The organism is Vibrio artabrorum (assembly GCF_024347295.1).
Classification (GTDB): Bacteria; Pseudomonadota; Gammaproteobacteria; order Enterobacterales; family Vibrionaceae; genus Vibrio; species Vibrio artabrorum.
The window spans coordinates 2,506,708-2,523,842 of record NZ_AP025458.1 but is presented as its reverse complement, the minus strand read 5'-3'; the positions used below and the strand labels follow the sequence as shown (position 1 = coordinate 2,523,842).

12 protein-coding genes and 10 tRNA genes are annotated in these 17,135 nt (G+C 45.2%); all 22 read left to right on the top strand.

Annotated elements, in window-relative coordinates; genetic code table 11:
• The first annotated feature begins 265 nt into the window (after positions 1–265).
• The 22 genes from OCU36_RS11255 to OCU36_RS11150 all read left to right on the top strand — a co-directional run bounded on the left by OCU36_RS11255 (position 266) and on the right by OCU36_RS11150 (position 17,113).
• Positions 266–460: a helix-turn-helix transcriptional regulator gene (locus tag OCU36_RS11255; RefSeq protein WP_017088307.1), complete on the top strand. Its 195-nt coding sequence runs from the start codon at positions 266–268 to the stop codon at positions 458–460.
• Between the two features lie 414 nt (positions 461–874).
• Positions 875–1,369 carry a nicotinamide-nucleotide amidase gene (gene pncC / locus OCU36_RS11250; RefSeq protein WP_261838083.1) on the top strand — a complete coding sequence of 165 codons (495 nt, stop codon included), beginning with the start codon at positions 875–877 and terminating at the stop codon, positions 1,367–1,369.
• 139 nt (positions 1,370–1,508) lie between these two features.
• Positions 1,509–2,549, top strand: a complete 1,041-nt coding sequence (gene recA, locus OCU36_RS11245) for a recombinase RecA (protein ID WP_261838082.1) — start codon at positions 1,509–1,511, stop codon at positions 2,547–2,549.
• A 332-nt stretch (positions 2,550–2,881) separates the two neighbouring features.
• The gene (alaS, locus tag OCU36_RS11240; protein WP_261838081.1) at positions 2,882–5,464 is read left to right on the top strand and encodes an alanine--tRNA ligase; all 2,583 of its coding nucleotides are present in this window, start codon (positions 2,882–2,884) and stop codon (positions 5,462–5,464) included.
• 220 nt (positions 5,465–5,684) lie between these two features.
• Entirely contained in the window at positions 5,685–6,866 is a 1,182-nt protein-coding gene (locus OCU36_RS11235; RefSeq protein WP_261839730.1) for an aspartate kinase, read from the top strand.
• Positions 6,867–6,958: 92 nt separating this feature from the next.
• A complete protein-coding gene (csrA, locus tag OCU36_RS11230) occupies positions 6,959–7,156 on the top strand; it encodes a carbon storage regulator CsrA (RefSeq protein WP_009847619.1) in 198 nt (65 codons plus the stop codon).
• A gap of 459 nt (positions 7,157–7,615) precedes the next feature.
• A tRNA-Ser gene (locus OCU36_RS11225) sits at positions 7,616–7,708 on the top strand.
• 43 nt (positions 7,709–7,751) lie between these two features.
• Positions 7,752–7,828, top strand: a tRNA-Arg gene (locus OCU36_RS11220).
• 44 nt (positions 7,829–7,872) lie between these two features.
• Positions 7,873–7,965: transfer RNA gene (locus tag OCU36_RS11215), tRNA-Ser, on the top strand.
• 89 nt (positions 7,966–8,054) lie between these two features.
• Positions 8,055–8,131: transfer RNA gene (locus OCU36_RS11210), tRNA-Arg, on the top strand.
• Between the two features lie 78 nt (positions 8,132–8,209).
• Positions 8,210–8,286, top strand: a tRNA-Arg gene (locus OCU36_RS11205).
• 79 nt (positions 8,287–8,365) lie between these two features.
• Positions 8,366–8,442 (top strand) — tRNA-Arg (locus tag OCU36_RS11200).
• 78 nt (positions 8,443–8,520) lie between these two features.
• Positions 8,521–8,597: transfer RNA gene (locus OCU36_RS11195), tRNA-Arg, on the top strand.
• 80 nt (positions 8,598–8,677) lie between these two features.
• Positions 8,678–8,754 (top strand) — tRNA-Arg (locus tag OCU36_RS11190).
• Between the two features lie 78 nt (positions 8,755–8,832).
• Positions 8,833–8,909: transfer RNA gene (locus OCU36_RS11185), tRNA-Arg, on the top strand.
• Between the two features lie 80 nt (positions 8,910–8,989).
• Positions 8,990–9,066, top strand: a tRNA-Arg gene (locus OCU36_RS11180).
• 372 nt (positions 9,067–9,438) lie between these two features.
• A complete protein-coding gene (locus OCU36_RS11175) occupies positions 9,439–9,696 on the top strand; it encodes an oxaloacetate decarboxylase subunit gamma (RefSeq protein WP_261838080.1) in 258 nt (85 codons plus the stop codon).
• A gap of 31 nt (positions 9,697–9,727) precedes the next feature.
• Positions 9,728–11,512 carry a sodium-extruding oxaloacetate decarboxylase subunit alpha gene (oadA, locus tag OCU36_RS11170; protein WP_261838079.1) on the top strand — a complete coding sequence of 595 codons (1,785 nt, stop codon included), beginning with the start codon at positions 9,728–9,730 and terminating at the stop codon, positions 11,510–11,512.
• Positions 11,513–11,521: 9 nt separating this feature from the next.
• Positions 11,522–12,652 (top strand): sodium ion-translocating decarboxylase subunit beta, encoded by a 1,131-nt coding sequence (locus tag OCU36_RS11165; RefSeq protein ID WP_261838078.1) that lies wholly within the window; start codon positions 11,522–11,524, stop codon positions 12,650–12,652.
• A gap of 171 nt (positions 12,653–12,823) precedes the next feature.
• Complete coding sequence (locus OCU36_RS11160) at positions 12,824–13,777, top strand: NADP-dependent oxidoreductase (RefSeq protein WP_261838077.1); 954 nt, start codon at positions 12,824–12,826, stop codon at positions 13,775–13,777.
• 6 nt (positions 13,778–13,783) lie between these two features.
• A complete protein-coding gene (locus tag OCU36_RS11155; RefSeq protein ID WP_261838076.1) occupies positions 13,784–14,245 on the top strand; it encodes a YqaA family protein in 462 nt (153 codons plus the stop codon).
• Positions 14,246–14,254: 9 nt separating this feature from the next.
• Positions 14,255–17,113, top strand: a complete 2,859-nt coding sequence (locus tag OCU36_RS11150) for a M16 family metallopeptidase (RefSeq protein ID WP_261838075.1) — start codon at positions 14,255–14,257, stop codon at positions 17,111–17,113.
• Positions 17,114–17,135: the final 22 nt, after the last annotated feature.

Sequence of the window (17,135 nt, the reverse complement as noted above, 5' to 3'; positions counted from 1 at the left end):
ATTTAAGTCTGCCCCGCAACTATTCAGAAATACGCACAGCTCATGAAAGCTACTTAATACTATTACCAATCTTGTTTGGGGTAGTGGTCGTAGTTGTTGGTATCGTTATGCTCATTAACTAATGAAAAAGCCCTTTCAGTCATATTGGTTGGAAGGGTTTCATTTTTTTAGCGATAGATAATGCGGCAAGGAGTTGGCGGCGTCATCCAAAATGTTTTAGATAGATGTCATTACCGTGAACATCAATATTCAGGTAAGACATGACATGAATAAAATTAAGTTAATAAAATTAGAAGCTGTGATTGAAATGACGACTTTGAGTCGCTCTGCTATCTACAGGGGCATAAGAGAATGTCGGTTCCCAAAGCAAGTACGTTTGAGCCGTCGCTCAGTTGCTTGGGTTGAAAGTGATATTCAGAACTGGATAAAAGCACAAGTCGCGGAAAGGCAGAACATATAGATTTGAGAGGGGCAGATTAAGGCCCTCTTTTTTTGTTTCGAGGATATAGGGTGCCACGGTTTTAGGTTTGTAGAATACTTTAGTTTGTAACTTGAAATTTTGCAGATGCATACAAAAAGCAACTAATTGGAATTCGAGGTAGAGAACTAAGGTTTCTTTTCTATCAATGAGTTAGCTTTTTTGGTTAGTGTAGGTAAAAGTATGGTTTTCTAATTACTATTGTTTTAAATTGTTGTTTTTAAAGTGAATGCATACTAATGCATCAGGAGTGTGTTTTTGATCGGCTTTCACAGGTAACTTCTTTCGTTTATTTCTATTGCAGCTTAGGATACGTGAAAGCGTTTCGTGCGAAAAGCGACACATGCGAAAAGATGCACAACCAAATGATAGATAGCCAGATTAGGGAAGCCAAAGATGCAGAAAACTCAAGCTCTTAGTGAAAAAGTTGGACACTTACTTGCGAAACATAAACATGTTTTAGTCACGGCTGAATCTTGCACTGGCGGCGGTGTCGCGAGTGCAGTCACCGATATTGCGGGGAGCTCTGCGTGGTTTGACCGTGCTTTTGTAACCTACAGTAATGAAGCAAAACAACAGATGATCGATGTTCAGCGGGAAACCTTAGTTGCATTTGGTGCGGTGAGTGAGCCTGTGGTCATCGAGATGGCTGATGGTGCTCTTCAACATTCAAATGGCACAATCGCGGTCGCGATCAGTGGTATTGCCGGGCCTGGCGGCGCGACCGAAGATAAACCCGTAGGGACTGTGTGTTTTGCTTGGAAAGTGCTAAATGGCTGGAATAAAGTAGAAACGCATGTATTTACAGGCGATAGATCACAAGTACGTCAACAGGCTACGCACCATGCCCTGCAAGTTATTTATGATTACTTATCAATGGAAGGTAAGTAGCATTTGTACAAATTATTTTCATACAGGTATAGACACTGTATGAATCAACAGTATAATGAAAGCCAATTAGTCACCCCTATGTGGGTTAGAAATAGATTCTAGATCGCTTGTTGAGACAACCGATTATGTGGAGATAGAAATGGACGAGAATAAACAAAAAGCGTTAGCCGCAGCCCTTGGTCAGATTGAAAAGCAATTTGGTAAAGGTTCTATCATGCGTCTTGGTGATAACCGCACAATGGACGTAGAAACTATTTCTACTGGTTCTCTATCTCTCGATATCGCACTAGGTGCTGGTGGCCTACCGATGGGACGTATCGTAGAAGTTTACGGCCCAGAATCATCAGGTAAAACAACACTAACGCTTGAGCTTATTGCCGCAGCACAAAAAGTTGGCAAGACGTGTGCATTCATTGATGCGGAGCACGCACTAGACCCTATCTACGCTCAAAAACTGGGTGTTGATATCGATGCGCTTCTTGTTTCTCAACCAGATACGGGTGAGCAAGCGCTAGAAATCTGTGATGCACTGGCTCGTTCAGGTGCAATCGATGTACTTGTTATTGACTCAGTCGCTGCACTTACACCCAAAGCAGAAATTGAAGGCGAAATGGGTGACAGCCACATGGGTCTTCAGGCTCGCATGCTTTCTCAAGCGATGCGTAAGCTGACAGGTAACCTTAAGCAGTCTAACTGTATGGCTATCTTCATTAACCAAATTCGTATGAAAATTGGTGTGATGTTCGGTAACCCAGAAACCACAACCGGTGGTAATGCACTTAAGTTCTACGCATCTGTTCGTCTTGATATTCGCCGTACTGGTGCGATTAAAGATGGTGATGAAGTTGTGGGCAACGAAACTCGTATTAAGGTCGTTAAGAATAAGATTGCGGCACCATTCAAACAGGCTGAAACTCAAATCCTTTACGGTAAAGGCTTCAACCGCGAAGGTGAGCTTATCGATTTAGGTGTTAAGAATAAGCTAGTAGAAAAAGCGGGCGCTTGGTACAGCTACCAAGGCGATAAGATCGGCCAAGGTAAAGCTAACGCTGGTAAATACCTACGTGAAAACCCAGAAGTTGCTCTAGAGATCGATACTAAACTTCGTGAATTACTACTGACTCCTGCTGTGCTTGAAGAGAAAGGCGTAGAGAAAGAAGAAGAAAACGAAGAGCTATAAGCTAACGTTTTATTGAGAGGGTGTTGGAAAGCAGCATCCGCTTTGAAAGAATTTAAAGCCTCGCATATTTTATACGGGGCTTTTTTATTGGTTCAGCTCCGTCGAGTATGTCTTTGGTCAACTCTCTTTCGTTGACTGAGTTTCTTCGGTACTCGGTCGTCAATTTCGTTCTGCTTTTCCACGGCTAGATATAGTGGAATATTCTTCATTTTATCGAATTTCCACTAAAATCCTGCCCAAGGGTGTCTTTTCTACAAGAAAACTAGTCGAAGCCTTAACCATGATCTACAATACGGCAAAATTCTAACTCGACTATTTTCAGGAAGAGCTGCATGTACATGAGCACTGATGAGGTTCGCAACGCGTTCCTTAAGTTCTTTGAGAGCAAAGAACACCAAATCGTAGACAGTTCATCGTTAGTTCCACATAACGATCCAACCCTGCTATTTACTAACGCAGGTATGAACCAATTCAAAGATTGCTTCTTAGGCGCCGAAAAGCGTGCCTACACTCGAGCAACTACGGCTCAGCGTTGTGTACGTGCGGGTGGTAAACACAATGACCTTGAAAACGTAGGTTTCACAGCTCGTCACCACACGTTCTTCGAAATGCTAGGCAACTTCAGCTTTGGCGACTACTTCAAAGAAGAAGCGATTGCGTTTGCTTGGGAATTCCTGACTGAAACGCTTCAACTGCCAAAAGATCGTCTACTGGTAACGGTATACGAGACAGATGATGAAGCATTCGACATCTGGAACAAAAAAGTCGGTGTACCGGCTGACCGTATCGTTCGCATCGGCGACAAAGAAGGCGGTAAACAGTTCGAGTCGGATAACTTCTGGACGATGGGTGACACAGGTCCTTGTGGTCCATGTACTGAAATCTTCTACGATCACGGTGAGCACATTTGGGGCGGCCGTCCTGGCACACCTGAAGAAGATGGTGACCGTTTCATCGAGATCTGGAACAACGTATTCATGCAGTTCAACCGTCACGCTGACGGTACAATGGAACCGCTACCTAAGCCTGCAGTAGATACAGGTATGGGTATTGAGCGTATTTCTGCAATCATGCAGGGCGTTCACTCTAACTACGAAATTGATGTATTCCAAAAGCTAATCAAAGCGACAGCGGAAGTTGTGGGTCATGACGATCTCTCTAACCAATCGCTACGCGTGATTGCTGACCACATCCGTTCTTGTTCATTCTTAATCGCTGACGGCGTGATGCCTTCAAACGAAGGTCGTGGCTACGTTCTACGTCGTATTATTCGTCGTGCCGTTCGCCACGGTAACAAGCTTGGCGCACAAGGTGTGTTCTTCCACAAACTTGTGGGTGTACTGGCTGAAGTGATGGGCTCTGCGGCAGATGAACTTAAGAAACAGCAAGAGCTTGTTGAAAAAGTACTTCGTATTGAAGAAGAGAACTTTGGTCGTACTCTAGAGCGCGGCATGGTTATTCTTAATGACGCACTAGATGCACTTGAAGGCAAAGAGCTTGATGGCGAAACAGTTTTCAAACTTTACGATACATACGGCTTCCCAGCTGACCTGACTAACGATGTCGCTCGTGAACGCGATTTTACTATCGATGAAGAAGGCTTTGAGAAGGCGATGGAAGCACAGCGTAAGCGTGCACGTGAAGCTGGTCAATTCGGCACAGATTACAACGCGACGATCAAAGTAGACACCAACACTGAGTTCTGTGGTTACACAGCAACTGAAGGTGCTGGTGAAATCTCTGCGCTATTTGTTGACGGCGAAGAAGTCGCTTCACTATCGGCTGGCGATAAAGCAATCATCATCCTTGAAGAGACACCATTCTACGCTGAGTCAGGCGGTCAATGTGGTGACGCTGGTACATTAAAAACAACTTCGGGTCTTTTCAAAGTACAAGATACTCAGAAGCTAGGTAACGCATTTGCGCACCACGGTGAGCTCGTTGAAGGTGTATTTGCTAAGGGTGATAAAGTAGAAGCAACGGTTGACGCTGAGCGTCGTACTGCTATCTCACTAAACCACTCTGCAACTCACTTACTTCACTCTGCACTGCGTGAAGTGCTAGGTGAGCACGTTGCTCAGAAAGGTTCTTTAGTTAAGCCAGACAACCTACGTTTTGACTTCTCTAACCTTGAAGCGGTCACTCCTGCACAAATTAAAGAAGTCGAGCGTTTGGTTAATGCACAAGTTCGTAAGAACCACGTGATTGAAACCAACATCATGGACATCGAGTCAGCGAAAGAAAAAGGTGCAATGGCACTGTTTGGCGAGAAGTACGATGATGAAGTTCGCGTTCTATCTATGGGCGATTTCTCTACTGAACTTTGTGGTGGTATCCACGCAAGCAATACCGGTGATATCGGCTTATTCAAGATCACCTCTGAAGGTGGTATTGCTGCGGGTATTCGTCGTATTGAAGCGGTAACGGGTGAAGCTGCTCTCGATGCAGTAGAAGCTCAGGCTAACGCTTACGAAGAGAAGTTGGCAGAATCCGCGAAGAAAGCGAAATCTTTAGAGAAAGAAATCCAACTGCTTAAAGAAAAGATGGCTGCTGCAGAAAGCGCAAACATCATGGGCAAAGTTGAAGAGATCGCTGGTACTAAAGTTCTGGTTGCTGCAATCGAAGGCGCAGATAACAAAAACCTACGTACTATGGTGGATAACGCCAAAAACCAAGTGGGCAGTGGTGTCATCCTTATCGCGAACGTAGCTGACGGTAAAGTTGGCTTGATTGCTGGTGTAACCAAAGATCTTATCGGCAAAGTAAAAGCGGGTGATCTGGTTAAGATGGTTGCCGAGCAAGTTGGCGGTAAAGGCGGCGGTCGTCCAGATATGGCTCAAGCGGGCGGTACCGACGTTGCAGCGCTACCAGAAGCGCTTAAATCTGTGCGTACTTGGCTAGAAGAGCGTCTTTAAGCTTAAGTTTTAGATACAAAGATGCCCAATCCGTTGATTGGGCATCTTTTATTTTGTCTATTGAAAGTGTGTCTAAACAAGGTTTGATTGAGATTCACCAAGAAGTTTACTGGTGACGTTAGACTTCTTGGTTAATTTTTTATTGCTTCGCCCTGACGCGGAGTCTGTGTTTTTTTGTCATATATAGACATTGGTCTTGGGAAGGTGAGGACGGGTGAAAATGCCTCTTATCGTGCAGAAATTTGGTGGAACGTCGGTGGGCTCTATAGAACGAATTCACCATGTAGCAGAGAAAGTCATTGAAGCGAAAAATGAAGGGAACCAGGTCGTGGTTGTCGTTTCTGCTATGTCAGGTGAAACAAATCGGTTGGTTAACTTAGCCACACAAGTCGATAGTGTCCCAAACGCTAGAGAGCTGGATGTGCTGTTAACGGCGGGAGAGCAAGTCTCCATGGCCTTGCTGGCAATGACGTTACACAAGTTAGGTTATGAAGCGACATCGATGACGGGCTATCAAGCCAAAATACACACCGACTCTCATCATAATAATGCAGCGATAGAGCGTATTGATACTGCGCCTATTCAAGCTTTGCTCGATGATAACCAGATTGTGATTGTGGCAGGCTTTCAAGGGGTTAATGCAAAAGGTGACATCACGACATTAGGCCGAGGTGGTTCCGATACCACAGCGGTTGCGTTAGCAGGAGCGCTTCAGGCAACAGAATGTCAGATCTATACCGATGTTGATGGCGTTTATTCTTGTGATCCAAGGATCGTAAAACATGCGAAGAAGCTCGATACTCTGGATTTTCCGTCTATGGAAGAGATGGCTCGCCGAGGCGCCAAAGTATTGCACTTACCGTGTGTTCAGTATGCGTGGCAACATAATATGCCATTGCGAGTGCTTTCAAGCTTTGAACAAGGTGAGGGTACATTAATAGCAGGTAATCAGTGTTTGAATGATATTGCTGGCATCGCCATCCAAAGAGATATGGTGCGTATCGAGTGTTTGAATGGAGATTTGCCGTCTTTTATATCGTATTGCCAGTTGCTTGGGATCGAAGTCTGTAATGTGATCGAGGAAACAGAACGAGCAGTACTCATTATTAAACAAGACATAAGTGCCAAATTAAAACTAGTTTTTGCTGAAAAAATCCGTAATAGTGAACAGGTTAGTTTGTTAACTGTGGTAGGAAGCCGAACACAAGATATTGTGGTCAGTGCACATGGATTATTGTCTGAAGGCGAAATTGATGTCCAGCATCACTTATTGCAGCAGCAGTCTTTAACGTTGGTGTTACCACCTATGCAAGTCGACACGGCTGCTAACATATTACACAATGCATATATTGTAGCGCGTGATACATTGGATTATCCTAAAAAAGAAGTGCATTTTGGTTAAATAAACTCAAACGATAGTTTACGAAAATATAACTTTTGTTGGATAATGCTCTCGTAGCTAGATAAATTTAGAGATTACTCAAGGAGCAAAGAATGCTAATTTTGACTCGCCGCGTTGGCGAAACACTAATGATTGGTGACGAAGTAACCGTTACTGTGCTGGGCGTTAAAGGTAACCAAGTACGTATTGGTGTTAATGCACCTAAAGAAGTATCTGTTCACCGTGAAGAGATCTACATGCGAATTCAAGCTGAAAAAGGTAATGGTAACGTTGCACCTGGCAACTACTAATACTTTGCGAAAAGAGGAGGCTGGCATTATTGCTGGCCTTTTTTGTTTTTGGGGAGTCGAAAAGAAACGTTTCAATGCCAATTGGTCGTGTCATGGATTCGTTTTTAAACCGCGACATAAAGCATTAAAATATGAGCGTGATTTAGTCCGATCATTTGGCTATTTTTTTGTTAAAACTCAAGTTTTCCGGCGATCCCTATAGCGTAACAACGCATCTCGTAGTATGGTTCGAATAACGGTAACACTGGCTTCTGAGATAAATGAGATAATTGTTTTGGCTGTTTATTACAGCTAATCTTTCACCTTAATTTTTAAGGGAAAAAGCATAAAATTGTGCTGGTAAGTTCAATTTGCAAGCGCTTTGTTTAAATTGCAAACGGTTGAGTGTTTTTGTCCAATTTTTTTCAATAAAGTGTTTGACATATTTTCGGTAAAACGTAATATGTGCCTCCGCAAGACGGTGAGGTGGCCGAGAGGCCGAAGGCGCTCCCCTGCTAAGGGAGTATGTGGTTTGTAGCCGCATCGAGGGTTCGAATCCCTCCTTCACCGCCATTTCTTGCGCGTCTAAATTTAGCAAATTAGGCATTGTAAATGTGCGCTCTTAGCTCAGCTGGATAGAGTACCTGGCTACGAACCAGGCGGTCGGAGGTTCGAATCCTCCAGAGCGCGCCATTCTCTTAATTCTTACTTACAAGTGTTTTGAGAATAATGAATTAGGTGAGGTGGCCGAGTGGCCGAAGGCGCTCCCCTGCTAAGGGAGTATGTGGTTTGTAGCTGCATCGAGGGTTCGAATCCCTCCCTCACCGCCATTCATTACAGGCCTGTGGCCTTTTTTTTTCTTCGCAGCACGAAGAATGTGATATATTTCACAACATCATTCCCAGTGAATGAATAATGTGCGTCCTTAGCTCAGCTGGATAGAGTACCTGGCTACGAACCAGGCGGTCGGAGGTTCGAATCCTCCAGGACGCGCCACTATTTAAGGGCTTTTTCTTATGAGAAATAAGTCCCTGTATTGCCTTGTTGTTTCAACAGGTTGATACTAAAACCCGTGCGCTCTTAGCTCAGCTGGATAGAGTACCTGGCTACGAACCAGGCGGTCGGAGGTTCGAATCCTCCAGAGCGCGCCACTATTTAAGGGTTTCTTTCTGATAAGAATGAACTCCCTGTATTGCCTTGTTGTTTCAACACGTTGATACTAAAACCCGTGCGCTCTTAGCTCAGCTGGATAGAGTACCTGGCTACGAACCAGGCGGTCGGAGGTTCGAATCCTCCAGAGCGCGCCACTATTTAAGGGCTTCTTTCTGATAAGAATGAACTCCCTGTATTGTCTTGTTGATTCAACACGTTGATACTAAAACCGTGCGTCCTTAGCTCAGCTGGATAGAGTACCTGGCTACGAACCAGGCGGTCGGAGGTTCGAATCCTCCAGGACGCGCCACTATTTAAGGGCTTCTTTCTGATAAGAATGAAAATCCTTGTATTGCCTTGTTGTTTCAACACGTTGATACTAAAACCCGTGCGCTCTTAGCTCAGCTGGATAGAGTACCTGGCTACGAACCAGGCGGTCGGAGGTTCGAATCCTCCAGAGCGCGCCACTATTTAAGGGTTGCTTCCTGATAAGAATGAAATCCCTGTATGGCCTGTTGTTGACAACAAGTTGATACGAAAACCGTGCGTCCTTAGCTCAGCTGGATAGAGTACCTGGCTACGAACCAGGCGGTCGGAGGTTCGAATCCTCCAGGACGCGCCACTATTTAACGGCTTCTTTCTGATAAGAATGAAACCCCGTGTACTGCCTTGTTGTTGACAACAAGTTGATACGAAAACCGTGCGCTCTTAGCTCAGCTGGATAGAGTACCTGGCTACGAACCAGGCGGTCGGAGGTTCGAATCCTCCAGAGCGCGCCACATTATAAAAAAAGCCTCGTTTTTACGAGGCTTTTTTTATACCTCCGGATTGGCTGTTAATTAAATGTTAAACGCGATGGTTTATAACCTGTTGTATTCCAATGATTCTTGATTATCACCTTGCTCTTCTGTCTGCCTCATACTCCAATCTATAAAATCTATATTTAGCTCACAGTTTAAATATCTGCGAGTGATGTATTTAACGGATTTATGTGATCTGCCATGCGAATAATTAACCTCATGTGTGCGTTACACGTAACAGCACCTTAAACAAAATTGACAAAATTTAACCAATCGAGATAATCCAACAGTCGGGATCACTATTCGCTGAAATTCTGTACATATGTCAGGATGACGAAGAAAGGAAGCAACATGACTAATATTGGAAGCCTGCTAGGAGATGCGGCTACTCTAATGATAACGGGGATGTCCGTTGTCTTTATTTTCCTCACTATTCTCGTTTACCTCGTTCGGTTGATGTCAAAACTGGTACCAGAAGAAGTACCAGAACCGATCGCAGCATCTAAAACAATTAACAAATCACAACCAACCCCTTCTACTGTTAGTCCACAAGTTGTGGCAGCAATTTCGGCTGCGGTTCACCAATACCGTGCGTCTACTGCTAAGTAGCATTTAAAGGATTAAAAAGGAGTTTATGAGCATGTCTAAACCACTAGCGATTACAGATGTGGTACTTCGTGACGCACACCAGTCACTATTTGCTACTCGCATGCGTATCGAAGATATGCTGCCAATTGCCGCCGAACTGGATAAAGTCGGCTACTGGTCATTAGAAACTTGGGGCGGGGCGACGTATGATTCGTGTATCCGTTTTCTAGGCGAAGACCCATGGGAGCGTTTACGCAAGCTGAAAAAAGTGATGCCCAATACCCCCATGCAGATGCTACTGCGTGGTCAAAACCTGTTGGGTTATCGTCACTACGCGGACGATGTCGTCAAAAAGTTTGTTGAACGTGCCCACTATAATGGCATGGACGTATTCCGCATTTTTGATGCGATGAATGACGTACGTAACTTTGAAACCGCGGTGAAAGCAACGATCGATGTTGGTGGTCATGCGCAAGGTACGTTGTCTTATACGACCAGTCCGGTTCATAACACCGATACTTGGGTTGATTTGGCTAAACGTTTAGAGGACTTGGGGTGTCACTCACTGTGTATCAAAGATATGTCAGGTTTATTGAAACCGTATGAAGCGGAAGAGCTGATTACGCGTATCAAAGCATCGTGTGACGTACCTTTAGCGTTACATAGCCACGCAACAACGGGGCTATCGACAGCTACAGCAGTTAAAGCCGTTGAAGCGGGGATCGATATTCTAGACACCGCAATTTCTTCAATGAGCTGTACTTACGGCCACACGCCGACTGAAACGGTTGTGGCGATGTTAGAGGGTACAGAACGCGATACCAACCTTAAGCTTGACCAGATTGAGCCTATTGCTACGTATTTCCGAGATGTACGTAAAAAGTACGCGAAATGGGAAGGTCAGCTAAAAGGTGTCGATTCTCGCATCTTGATCGCTCAAGTCCCTGGCGGCATGTTAACCAACATGGAAGGTCAACTTAAAGAGCAAGGCGCCGCCGACCGTATGGACGAAGTGCTTGAGGAGATCCCACGGGTACGTAAAGATCTTGGATATATTCCTTTGGTAACGCCAACATCTCAGATTGTCGGTACTCAAGCGGTTATCAACGTTTTAACCGGGGAGCGCTACAAGAGCATCACCAAAGAGACGGCGGGCGTGCTGAAAGGTGAATACGGTCAAGCTCCTGCTGAAGTGGATGCTGAACTGCAAGCGAAAGTTCTCGATGGGGCTGAGCCAATCACTTGTCGACCTGCTGATTTACTTAAATCAGAAATGGATACGTTAACGACAGAGCTTTTAGAAAAAGCGAAATCAGACGGCATCTCTTTAGCTGAAGAGACGGTTGATGATGTATTGACTTACGCACTTTTTCCACAAGTCGGTCTGAAGTTCCTTAAGAACCGCCACAACCCTGAAGCCTTTGAGCCCGCACCAACACTAGAAACTGAGCCCTCAGTTGCACCAGTACCTGTACAAGCTTCGGGTGGTATTGAGCACTACAGCGTGAAAGTGGATGGTCAAGTTTATGATGTCGAAGTCGGCCCTCAAGGTGAACTCAAATCTGCAACACCATCGGCAAAGCCCGCTCAATCGACCCAAGCGGCACTCGTTGCACCATCGAACGCGGAAGCTGTGCCGGCTCCACTGGCGGGAAATATCTTTAAAGTTATCGTTCAACCGGGTACGGAAGTGGTTGAAGGTGACGTTCTGCTTATCTTAGAAGCGATGAAGATGGAAACGGAAGTTCGAGCTGCTCGTGATGGTATTGTTCAAGAGTTGAATGTTAAAGAAGGCGATGCAGTGACTGTAGGCGCTCCACTACTCAGCTTAGCGTAAGGGAGTACTATGGAAGGATTGATGACCTTATGGTCTGAAACAGGGATTGCTAACTTTGAGTTCGGCCAAATCTGTATGATGATAGTGGGTGGCTTACTGTTATTTTTGGCCATTCGTAAAGGGTTTGAACCTTTACTGCTGCTACCGATTGGGTTTGGTGCCATATTAGCAAACATCCCAAATGCAGGTTTCACTGAGCCGGGTGGTTTGCTTTATTACGTCTATTACGTGGGGATTGAGACGGGTATTTTCCCTCTGCTGATCTTTATGGGGGTCGGCGCGATGACGGACTTCGGAGCCTTGATTGCTAACCCTAAAACTCTGTGGCTGGGGGCTGCGGCTCAGTTTGGTATTTTCGCAACGCTATTTGGTGCGATTTTGCTGAACTATGTTCCAGGTATGGAATTCTCGATGGCGGATGCTTCTTCGATTGCGATCATTGGTGGGGCCGATGGCCCAACAGCGATCTTCTTGGCGAGTAAGTTATCTCCTGATTTATTAGGTGCAATCGCGGTCGCAGCTTATAGCTACATGGCGTTGGTTCCCATTATTCAGCCACCTATTATGAAAGCGTTGACGTCACCTGAAGAGCGTAAGATTAAGATGGCTCAACTTCGTCATGTTAGTAAAGCAGAGAAGATTCTATTCCCGCTTGCTGTACTGCTGATGACGATTTTGTTCCTACCATCAGCAACCCCTTTGGTCGGCATGTTCTGTTTAGGCAATTTAATGCGTGAAGCGGGTGTGGTGGATCGTCTTTCAAAAACCGCGCAAAACGAACTGATTAACATAGTGACTATATTCCTTGGTCTCGGCGTTGGTTCTAAGCTTCAAGCGGATACCTTCTTGAATTTGGAGACGCTAGGTATTCTTGGTTTAGGTGCCGTCGCTTTTAGTATCGGTACCGCGGGAGGGGTATTGATGGCGAAGGTGTTGAATCGCTTCTCGAAAGAAGATATTAACCCACTGATTGGTGCCGCTGGTGTATCCGCTGTTCCAATGGCAGCCCGTGTTGTGAACAAGGTTGGTCTTGAGGCGAACCCTCAGAACTTCTTGTTAATGCATGCAATGGGCCCGAACGTTGCTGGTGTACTTGGTAGCGCGGTTGCAGCCGGTATTCTATTAGCTCTCGTCGGTTAATGGGGTGACTGACTCCTGTATCATGCGTTAATGGGGCGTCAATTTACAAATGAGTGGTTAACTTAGCCTTATTAAATGGTTTATAGTCAAAGGGATGCTTTCGCATCCCTTTCTTTTTATCAATTAGAGTGTTTGCTCATTAGGGCTTTTATCAATCAAGGAAATGTGGAAATGGAAAATAAACAGATAGCGATTACTCAATTTGGCGGTGTCGAAAACCTAAGTATTCAGACTCGCACGATTCCAAAGCCTAAAGCTGGGGAAGTGGTGGTCAAAGTTTCCTTTTCGGGCATTAATCCGATTGATGTTAAAACTCGAGCAGGCCTCGGTTGGGCCGTGGCGCAGAACAAAGATAACCTGCCTTGGGTGCCGGGGTACGATATTTCAGGGCAAATTGTCACACTCGGTGAACAGGCTAATCGTTTTAATGTTGGTGATAATGTGGCCGGTTTTATTGGCTTCCCACTGCAAGGTGGCGGTTACAGTCAATATGTGTGTGTATCTGAAACGGCTTTAAGTCAGGTTCCCGATAGTGTCACATTAGAAGCGGCAGCTGCGTTACCCTTAGCGAGCCAAACAGCAGCACAAGCGCTAAACAAGGCTGAAGTGAAAGAGGGCGATCGTGTCCTGATTTTAGCCGGAGCGGGTGGTGTGGGTCATCTTGCGGTTCAAATCGCTGTTGCAGCAAAAGCTGAAGTGTTCACCACTTGTAGCGAAGCGAATCTTGATTATCTTGCCACACTCGGTGCTCATGCGATTAATTATAAATTTGCGCCAGCTTCGGAACGAGTATCCGAGGTTGATGTGCTGATTGATTTGGTTGGTGGAGATACGGCTCTTGATGCCTTGAAGTGCCTGAAAGATGGTGCGAGAGTGGTGACGGTACCAACATTGTCCGCAGAACTTATCTGCGATAAAGCAACACTACTGGGCTTTACTGCGTCAGGTATGTTGGTTGAGCCAAACCCAGAGCAAATGGACACCATGCTTTACATGGTCAGTGTCGGGTTACTCAAAACAGAAATTCAAGCTATCTACAAGCTAGACGATGCGCAGTCGGCCCACCTACAGGTTGAAACTGGGCATACTAGAGGCAAGGTACTACTTAAAATGCAAGAAGGTTGATATGCAGTGCTAGAATTTTTTAATTCTTTTTTTGAAAACATAGCGTTGTGGTTCTCTGACTCAGCGCTGTGGGTGCTCTTTATCAGTGGCTTCTTGAGTGCTACATTGTTGCCCGGTGGTTCAGAAGCAAGCCTTGTTGCAACATTGAGCCTCGATCAGTTTTCTGTATCATCAATCATTCTGGTGGCGACACTTGGCAATACTTTAGGTGGCCTGACCAATTATTGGATTGGTTTGTGGCTACCGAATCGAACTCAATCAGAAAAGTATGGTCATAAGGCTATGGCTTGGTTGAGCCGCTATGGTTACTGGGCTCTGTTATTCAGTTGGGTACCGATCATTGGTGACCCTTTATGTCTCGCCGCGGGTTGGCTAAGAATGAAATTCATCCCTAGCGTTATTTTGATAGCGACAGGCAAAGCTGTCCGCTATAGCTTACTTACTGCTATCTACCTCGGTTTTTTCTAAGGAGAACCTATGAAAAAGGTTTTACTTGGTACATTTTCTCTTATCGCCATTGTCGGCTGTTCATACAATGTACCTAGCTCAACATCCTTCTTTTCTTCATTACCAGAAGGTGTCACTTTAATTGATGAAGTTAAGCCTTCTAACGATAAAGTGGTAATTCCGTATACAAAATATCAACTCGAGAACGGCTTGACGGTTATTCTCTCTCCTGATCATTCCGACCCACTTGTCCATGTTGATGTGACCTATCACGTAGGATCAGCTCGTGAACAGATTGGTAAATCGGGTTTTGCTCACTTCTTTGAGCATATGATGTTCCAAGGTTCTGAACATGTCGGGGACCAGCAGCATTTTAAGATCATTACCGAAGCGGGGGGATCGTTAAATGGCACCACCAATCGAGATCGCACGAATTACTTCGAAACCGTTCCTTCTAACCAACTTGAAAAAATGTTGTGGTTAGAATCTGACCGAATGGGCTTTTTAGTCGATGCGGTTTCTCAGAAGAAATTTGAGGTTCAAAGAGGTACGGTTAAGAATGAGCGTGCCCAAAGCTATGAAAACCGTCCTTACGGCTTGATGTGGGAGCGCATGAGTGAAGCGCTTTACCCTGAAGGTCATCCATACTCATGGCAACCCATTGGTTATGTTGAAGATCTAGACCGGGTTGATGTGAATGATCTTAAGGCTTTCTTTTTACGCTGGTATGGCCCTAATAATGCGGTATTGACCATTGGTGGTGATATCGACGTTGATGACACACTAGCATGGGTTAATAAGTACTTTGGTCCGATTCCTAAGGGGCCAGAGGTTAAGGCGGCAGAGAAGCAACCTGCGAAATTGACGCAAGATAAATACATCACTTTAGAAGATAACATTCGCCAGCCGATGGTGGTGGTGGGTTGGCCAACAACGTATCGTGGCGAAGAGACGCAAGCTTCACTGAATGCACTGTCTAACGTGCTAGGTTCCGGTACCAATAGTTACTTGTATCAAAACCTCGTGAAAACGCAGAAGGCAGTAAGCGCTGGCTCTTTCCATGATTGCGCTGAGCTTGCTTGTACCATGTACGTGTATGCAATGGGGAATTCAGGTGAAAAAGGCGATTTGACGGTTCTTAATAAAGAGCTGATGGATACCCTAGAGCAATTCTCGAAAGAGGGCGTTGAGCAAGAGCGTTTAGACCAGATCACTGGCATGGCAGAAGCGAATGCTGTTTTCGCACTGCAAAGTGTGAAAGGTAAGGTTTCACAGCTCGCTTCGAATCAAACCTTCTATGGTCAGCCGGACCGAATTGAATCGCAATTGGCTCAAATCCGTGCTGTCACACCAGAAAGCGTCAGTAAAGCATACCAAGATTTTATCGAAGGTAAGCATAAGGTTACTCTGAGTGTGGTTCCTAAAAAACAGCTCAATTTGGCTGTTCGTGAGGCGACCTTTACTACGCCTGCACGTACCCTTCCTAAGTACAGCAAAGTGACGGAAGACCAATTGGATTTCAGAAAAGTACCGAACACATTTGATCGCAGCGTGATGCCTGAAGTTAAATTTGGTGTTGAGGCGACCACACCCAAATTGTATCGCATGCATTTTGCAAACGGCGCAGAATTGATTGGTACGGTAACCAGTGAAACGCCGACAGTACAACTGCAAATTCAACTTCCTGCTGGTGAGCGTTATGTTCGTAAAGGGCAAGAAGGTCTTGCGAATCTAACGGCTTCGATGATGGAAGAGGGCTCGACGAAACGAACCGTTGAAGAGTTACAGGCGACTCTAGATAAGCTTGGTAGTAGTGTCAGTATTAGTGCGGGCAGTTACACCACGGACATCTCCATCTCGACGCTAGATAAAAATCTGCCTCAAACTTTAGCGATAGTGCAAGAGGTGCTATTCGAGCCTAAGTTTGATGAGCAAGATTTCGAACGCGTCAAGCAGCAGATGTTAGAAGGCATTGTATATCAACACCAGCAGCCAAGTTGGATGGCCTCTCAAGCGACCCGTGAAGTGCTGTTTGGTGACAGTATTTTTGCTCGCGCAAGTGATGGCACTAAGGAAGCTTTATCGAAATTGACCTTAGATGATGTGAAAAAATTCTATGCACAACATTATACGCCAGAGGGGGCTAGTATTGTTGTCGTAGGAGACATTTCGAAGGAAGAGGTCGGCAAACAGCTACAGTTCTTTGAAGGGTGGCAAGGCGATGCGGCGCCGTTAACGCGTCCGCAGATTGTCAAAGCGCTTTCGGGTCAACATCTGTACTTAGTCGATAAGCCGGGAGCGCCACAAAGTGTTGTTCGCTTGGTTCGTAAAGGCCTGCCGTTTGATGCGACGGGTGAATTATATTTGAGCCAGTTGGCAAACTTTAATTTAGCGGGTAACTTCAATAGCCGTATTAACCAAAATTTACGTGAAGATAAGGCGTACACTTATGGTGCTAGTGGTTACTTTGCGAGTACGCGTGAAACTGGCGCGGTAATCTTTAGCGCTCAAGTTAGAGCCAATGCTACCGTTGCATCGATTCAAGAGTTTATCGCTGAGTTGAATAAATTTAGCCAAAGTGGTTTGACTGAGGATGAAATGCAATTTATGCGCTTAGCGGTGGGTCAACAAGATGCACTTAAGTATGAAACACCCAGTCAAAAGGCCGGGCTGTTGAGTAACATTGTTGCGCTGAATCTTGATGAGGACTATTTGCAACAGCGTAATCAGATAGTTGAAACCGTCCCAAAAGAGACTTTAAACAAGCTCGCTAAGAAATGGTTTAACCCGAATGATTATCAAATAATTGTTGTTGGCGATGCGACTTTGCTTCGTCCTCGACTCGAAAAGTTAGATATTCCAATAGAAGAGCTTGAAATCACTCGTTAGAGTACATATTAAAGGGGGAGGG

What these genes read in the sequence shown, in the direction of transcription:
- OCU36_RS11255 (WP_017088307.1), top strand. Translation starts at nt 266, where the DNA reads ATGAATAAAATTAAGTTAATAAAATTAGAAGCTGTGATTGAAATGACG.
- pncC (WP_261838083.1), top strand. Translation starts at nt 875, where the DNA reads ATGCAGAAAACTCAAGCTCTTAGTGAAAAAGTTGGACACTTACTTGCG.
- recA (WP_261838082.1), top strand. Translation starts at nt 1,509, where the DNA reads ATGGACGAGAATAAACAAAAAGCGTTAGCCGCAGCCCTTGGTCAGATT.
- alaS (WP_261838081.1), top strand. Translation starts at nt 2,882, where the DNA reads ATGTACATGAGCACTGATGAGGTTCGCAACGCGTTCCTTAAGTTCTTT.
- OCU36_RS11235 (WP_261839730.1), top strand. Translation starts at nt 5,685, where the DNA reads ATGCCTCTTATCGTGCAGAAATTTGGTGGAACGTCGGTGGGCTCTATA.
- csrA (WP_009847619.1), top strand. Translation starts at nt 6,959, where the DNA reads ATGCTAATTTTGACTCGCCGCGTTGGCGAAACACTAATGATTGGTGAC.
- OCU36_RS11175 (WP_261838080.1), top strand. Translation starts at nt 9,439, where the DNA reads ATGACTAATATTGGAAGCCTGCTAGGAGATGCGGCTACTCTAATGATA.
- oadA (WP_261838079.1), top strand. Translation starts at nt 9,728, where the DNA reads ATGTCTAAACCACTAGCGATTACAGATGTGGTACTTCGTGACGCACAC.
- OCU36_RS11165 (WP_261838078.1), top strand. Translation starts at nt 11,522, where the DNA reads ATGGAAGGATTGATGACCTTATGGTCTGAAACAGGGATTGCTAACTTT.
- OCU36_RS11160 (WP_261838077.1), top strand. Translation starts at nt 12,824, where the DNA reads ATGGAAAATAAACAGATAGCGATTACTCAATTTGGCGGTGTCGAAAAC.
- OCU36_RS11150 (WP_261838075.1), top strand. Translation starts at nt 14,255, where the DNA reads ATGAAAAAGGTTTTACTTGGTACATTTTCTCTTATCGCCATTGTCGGC.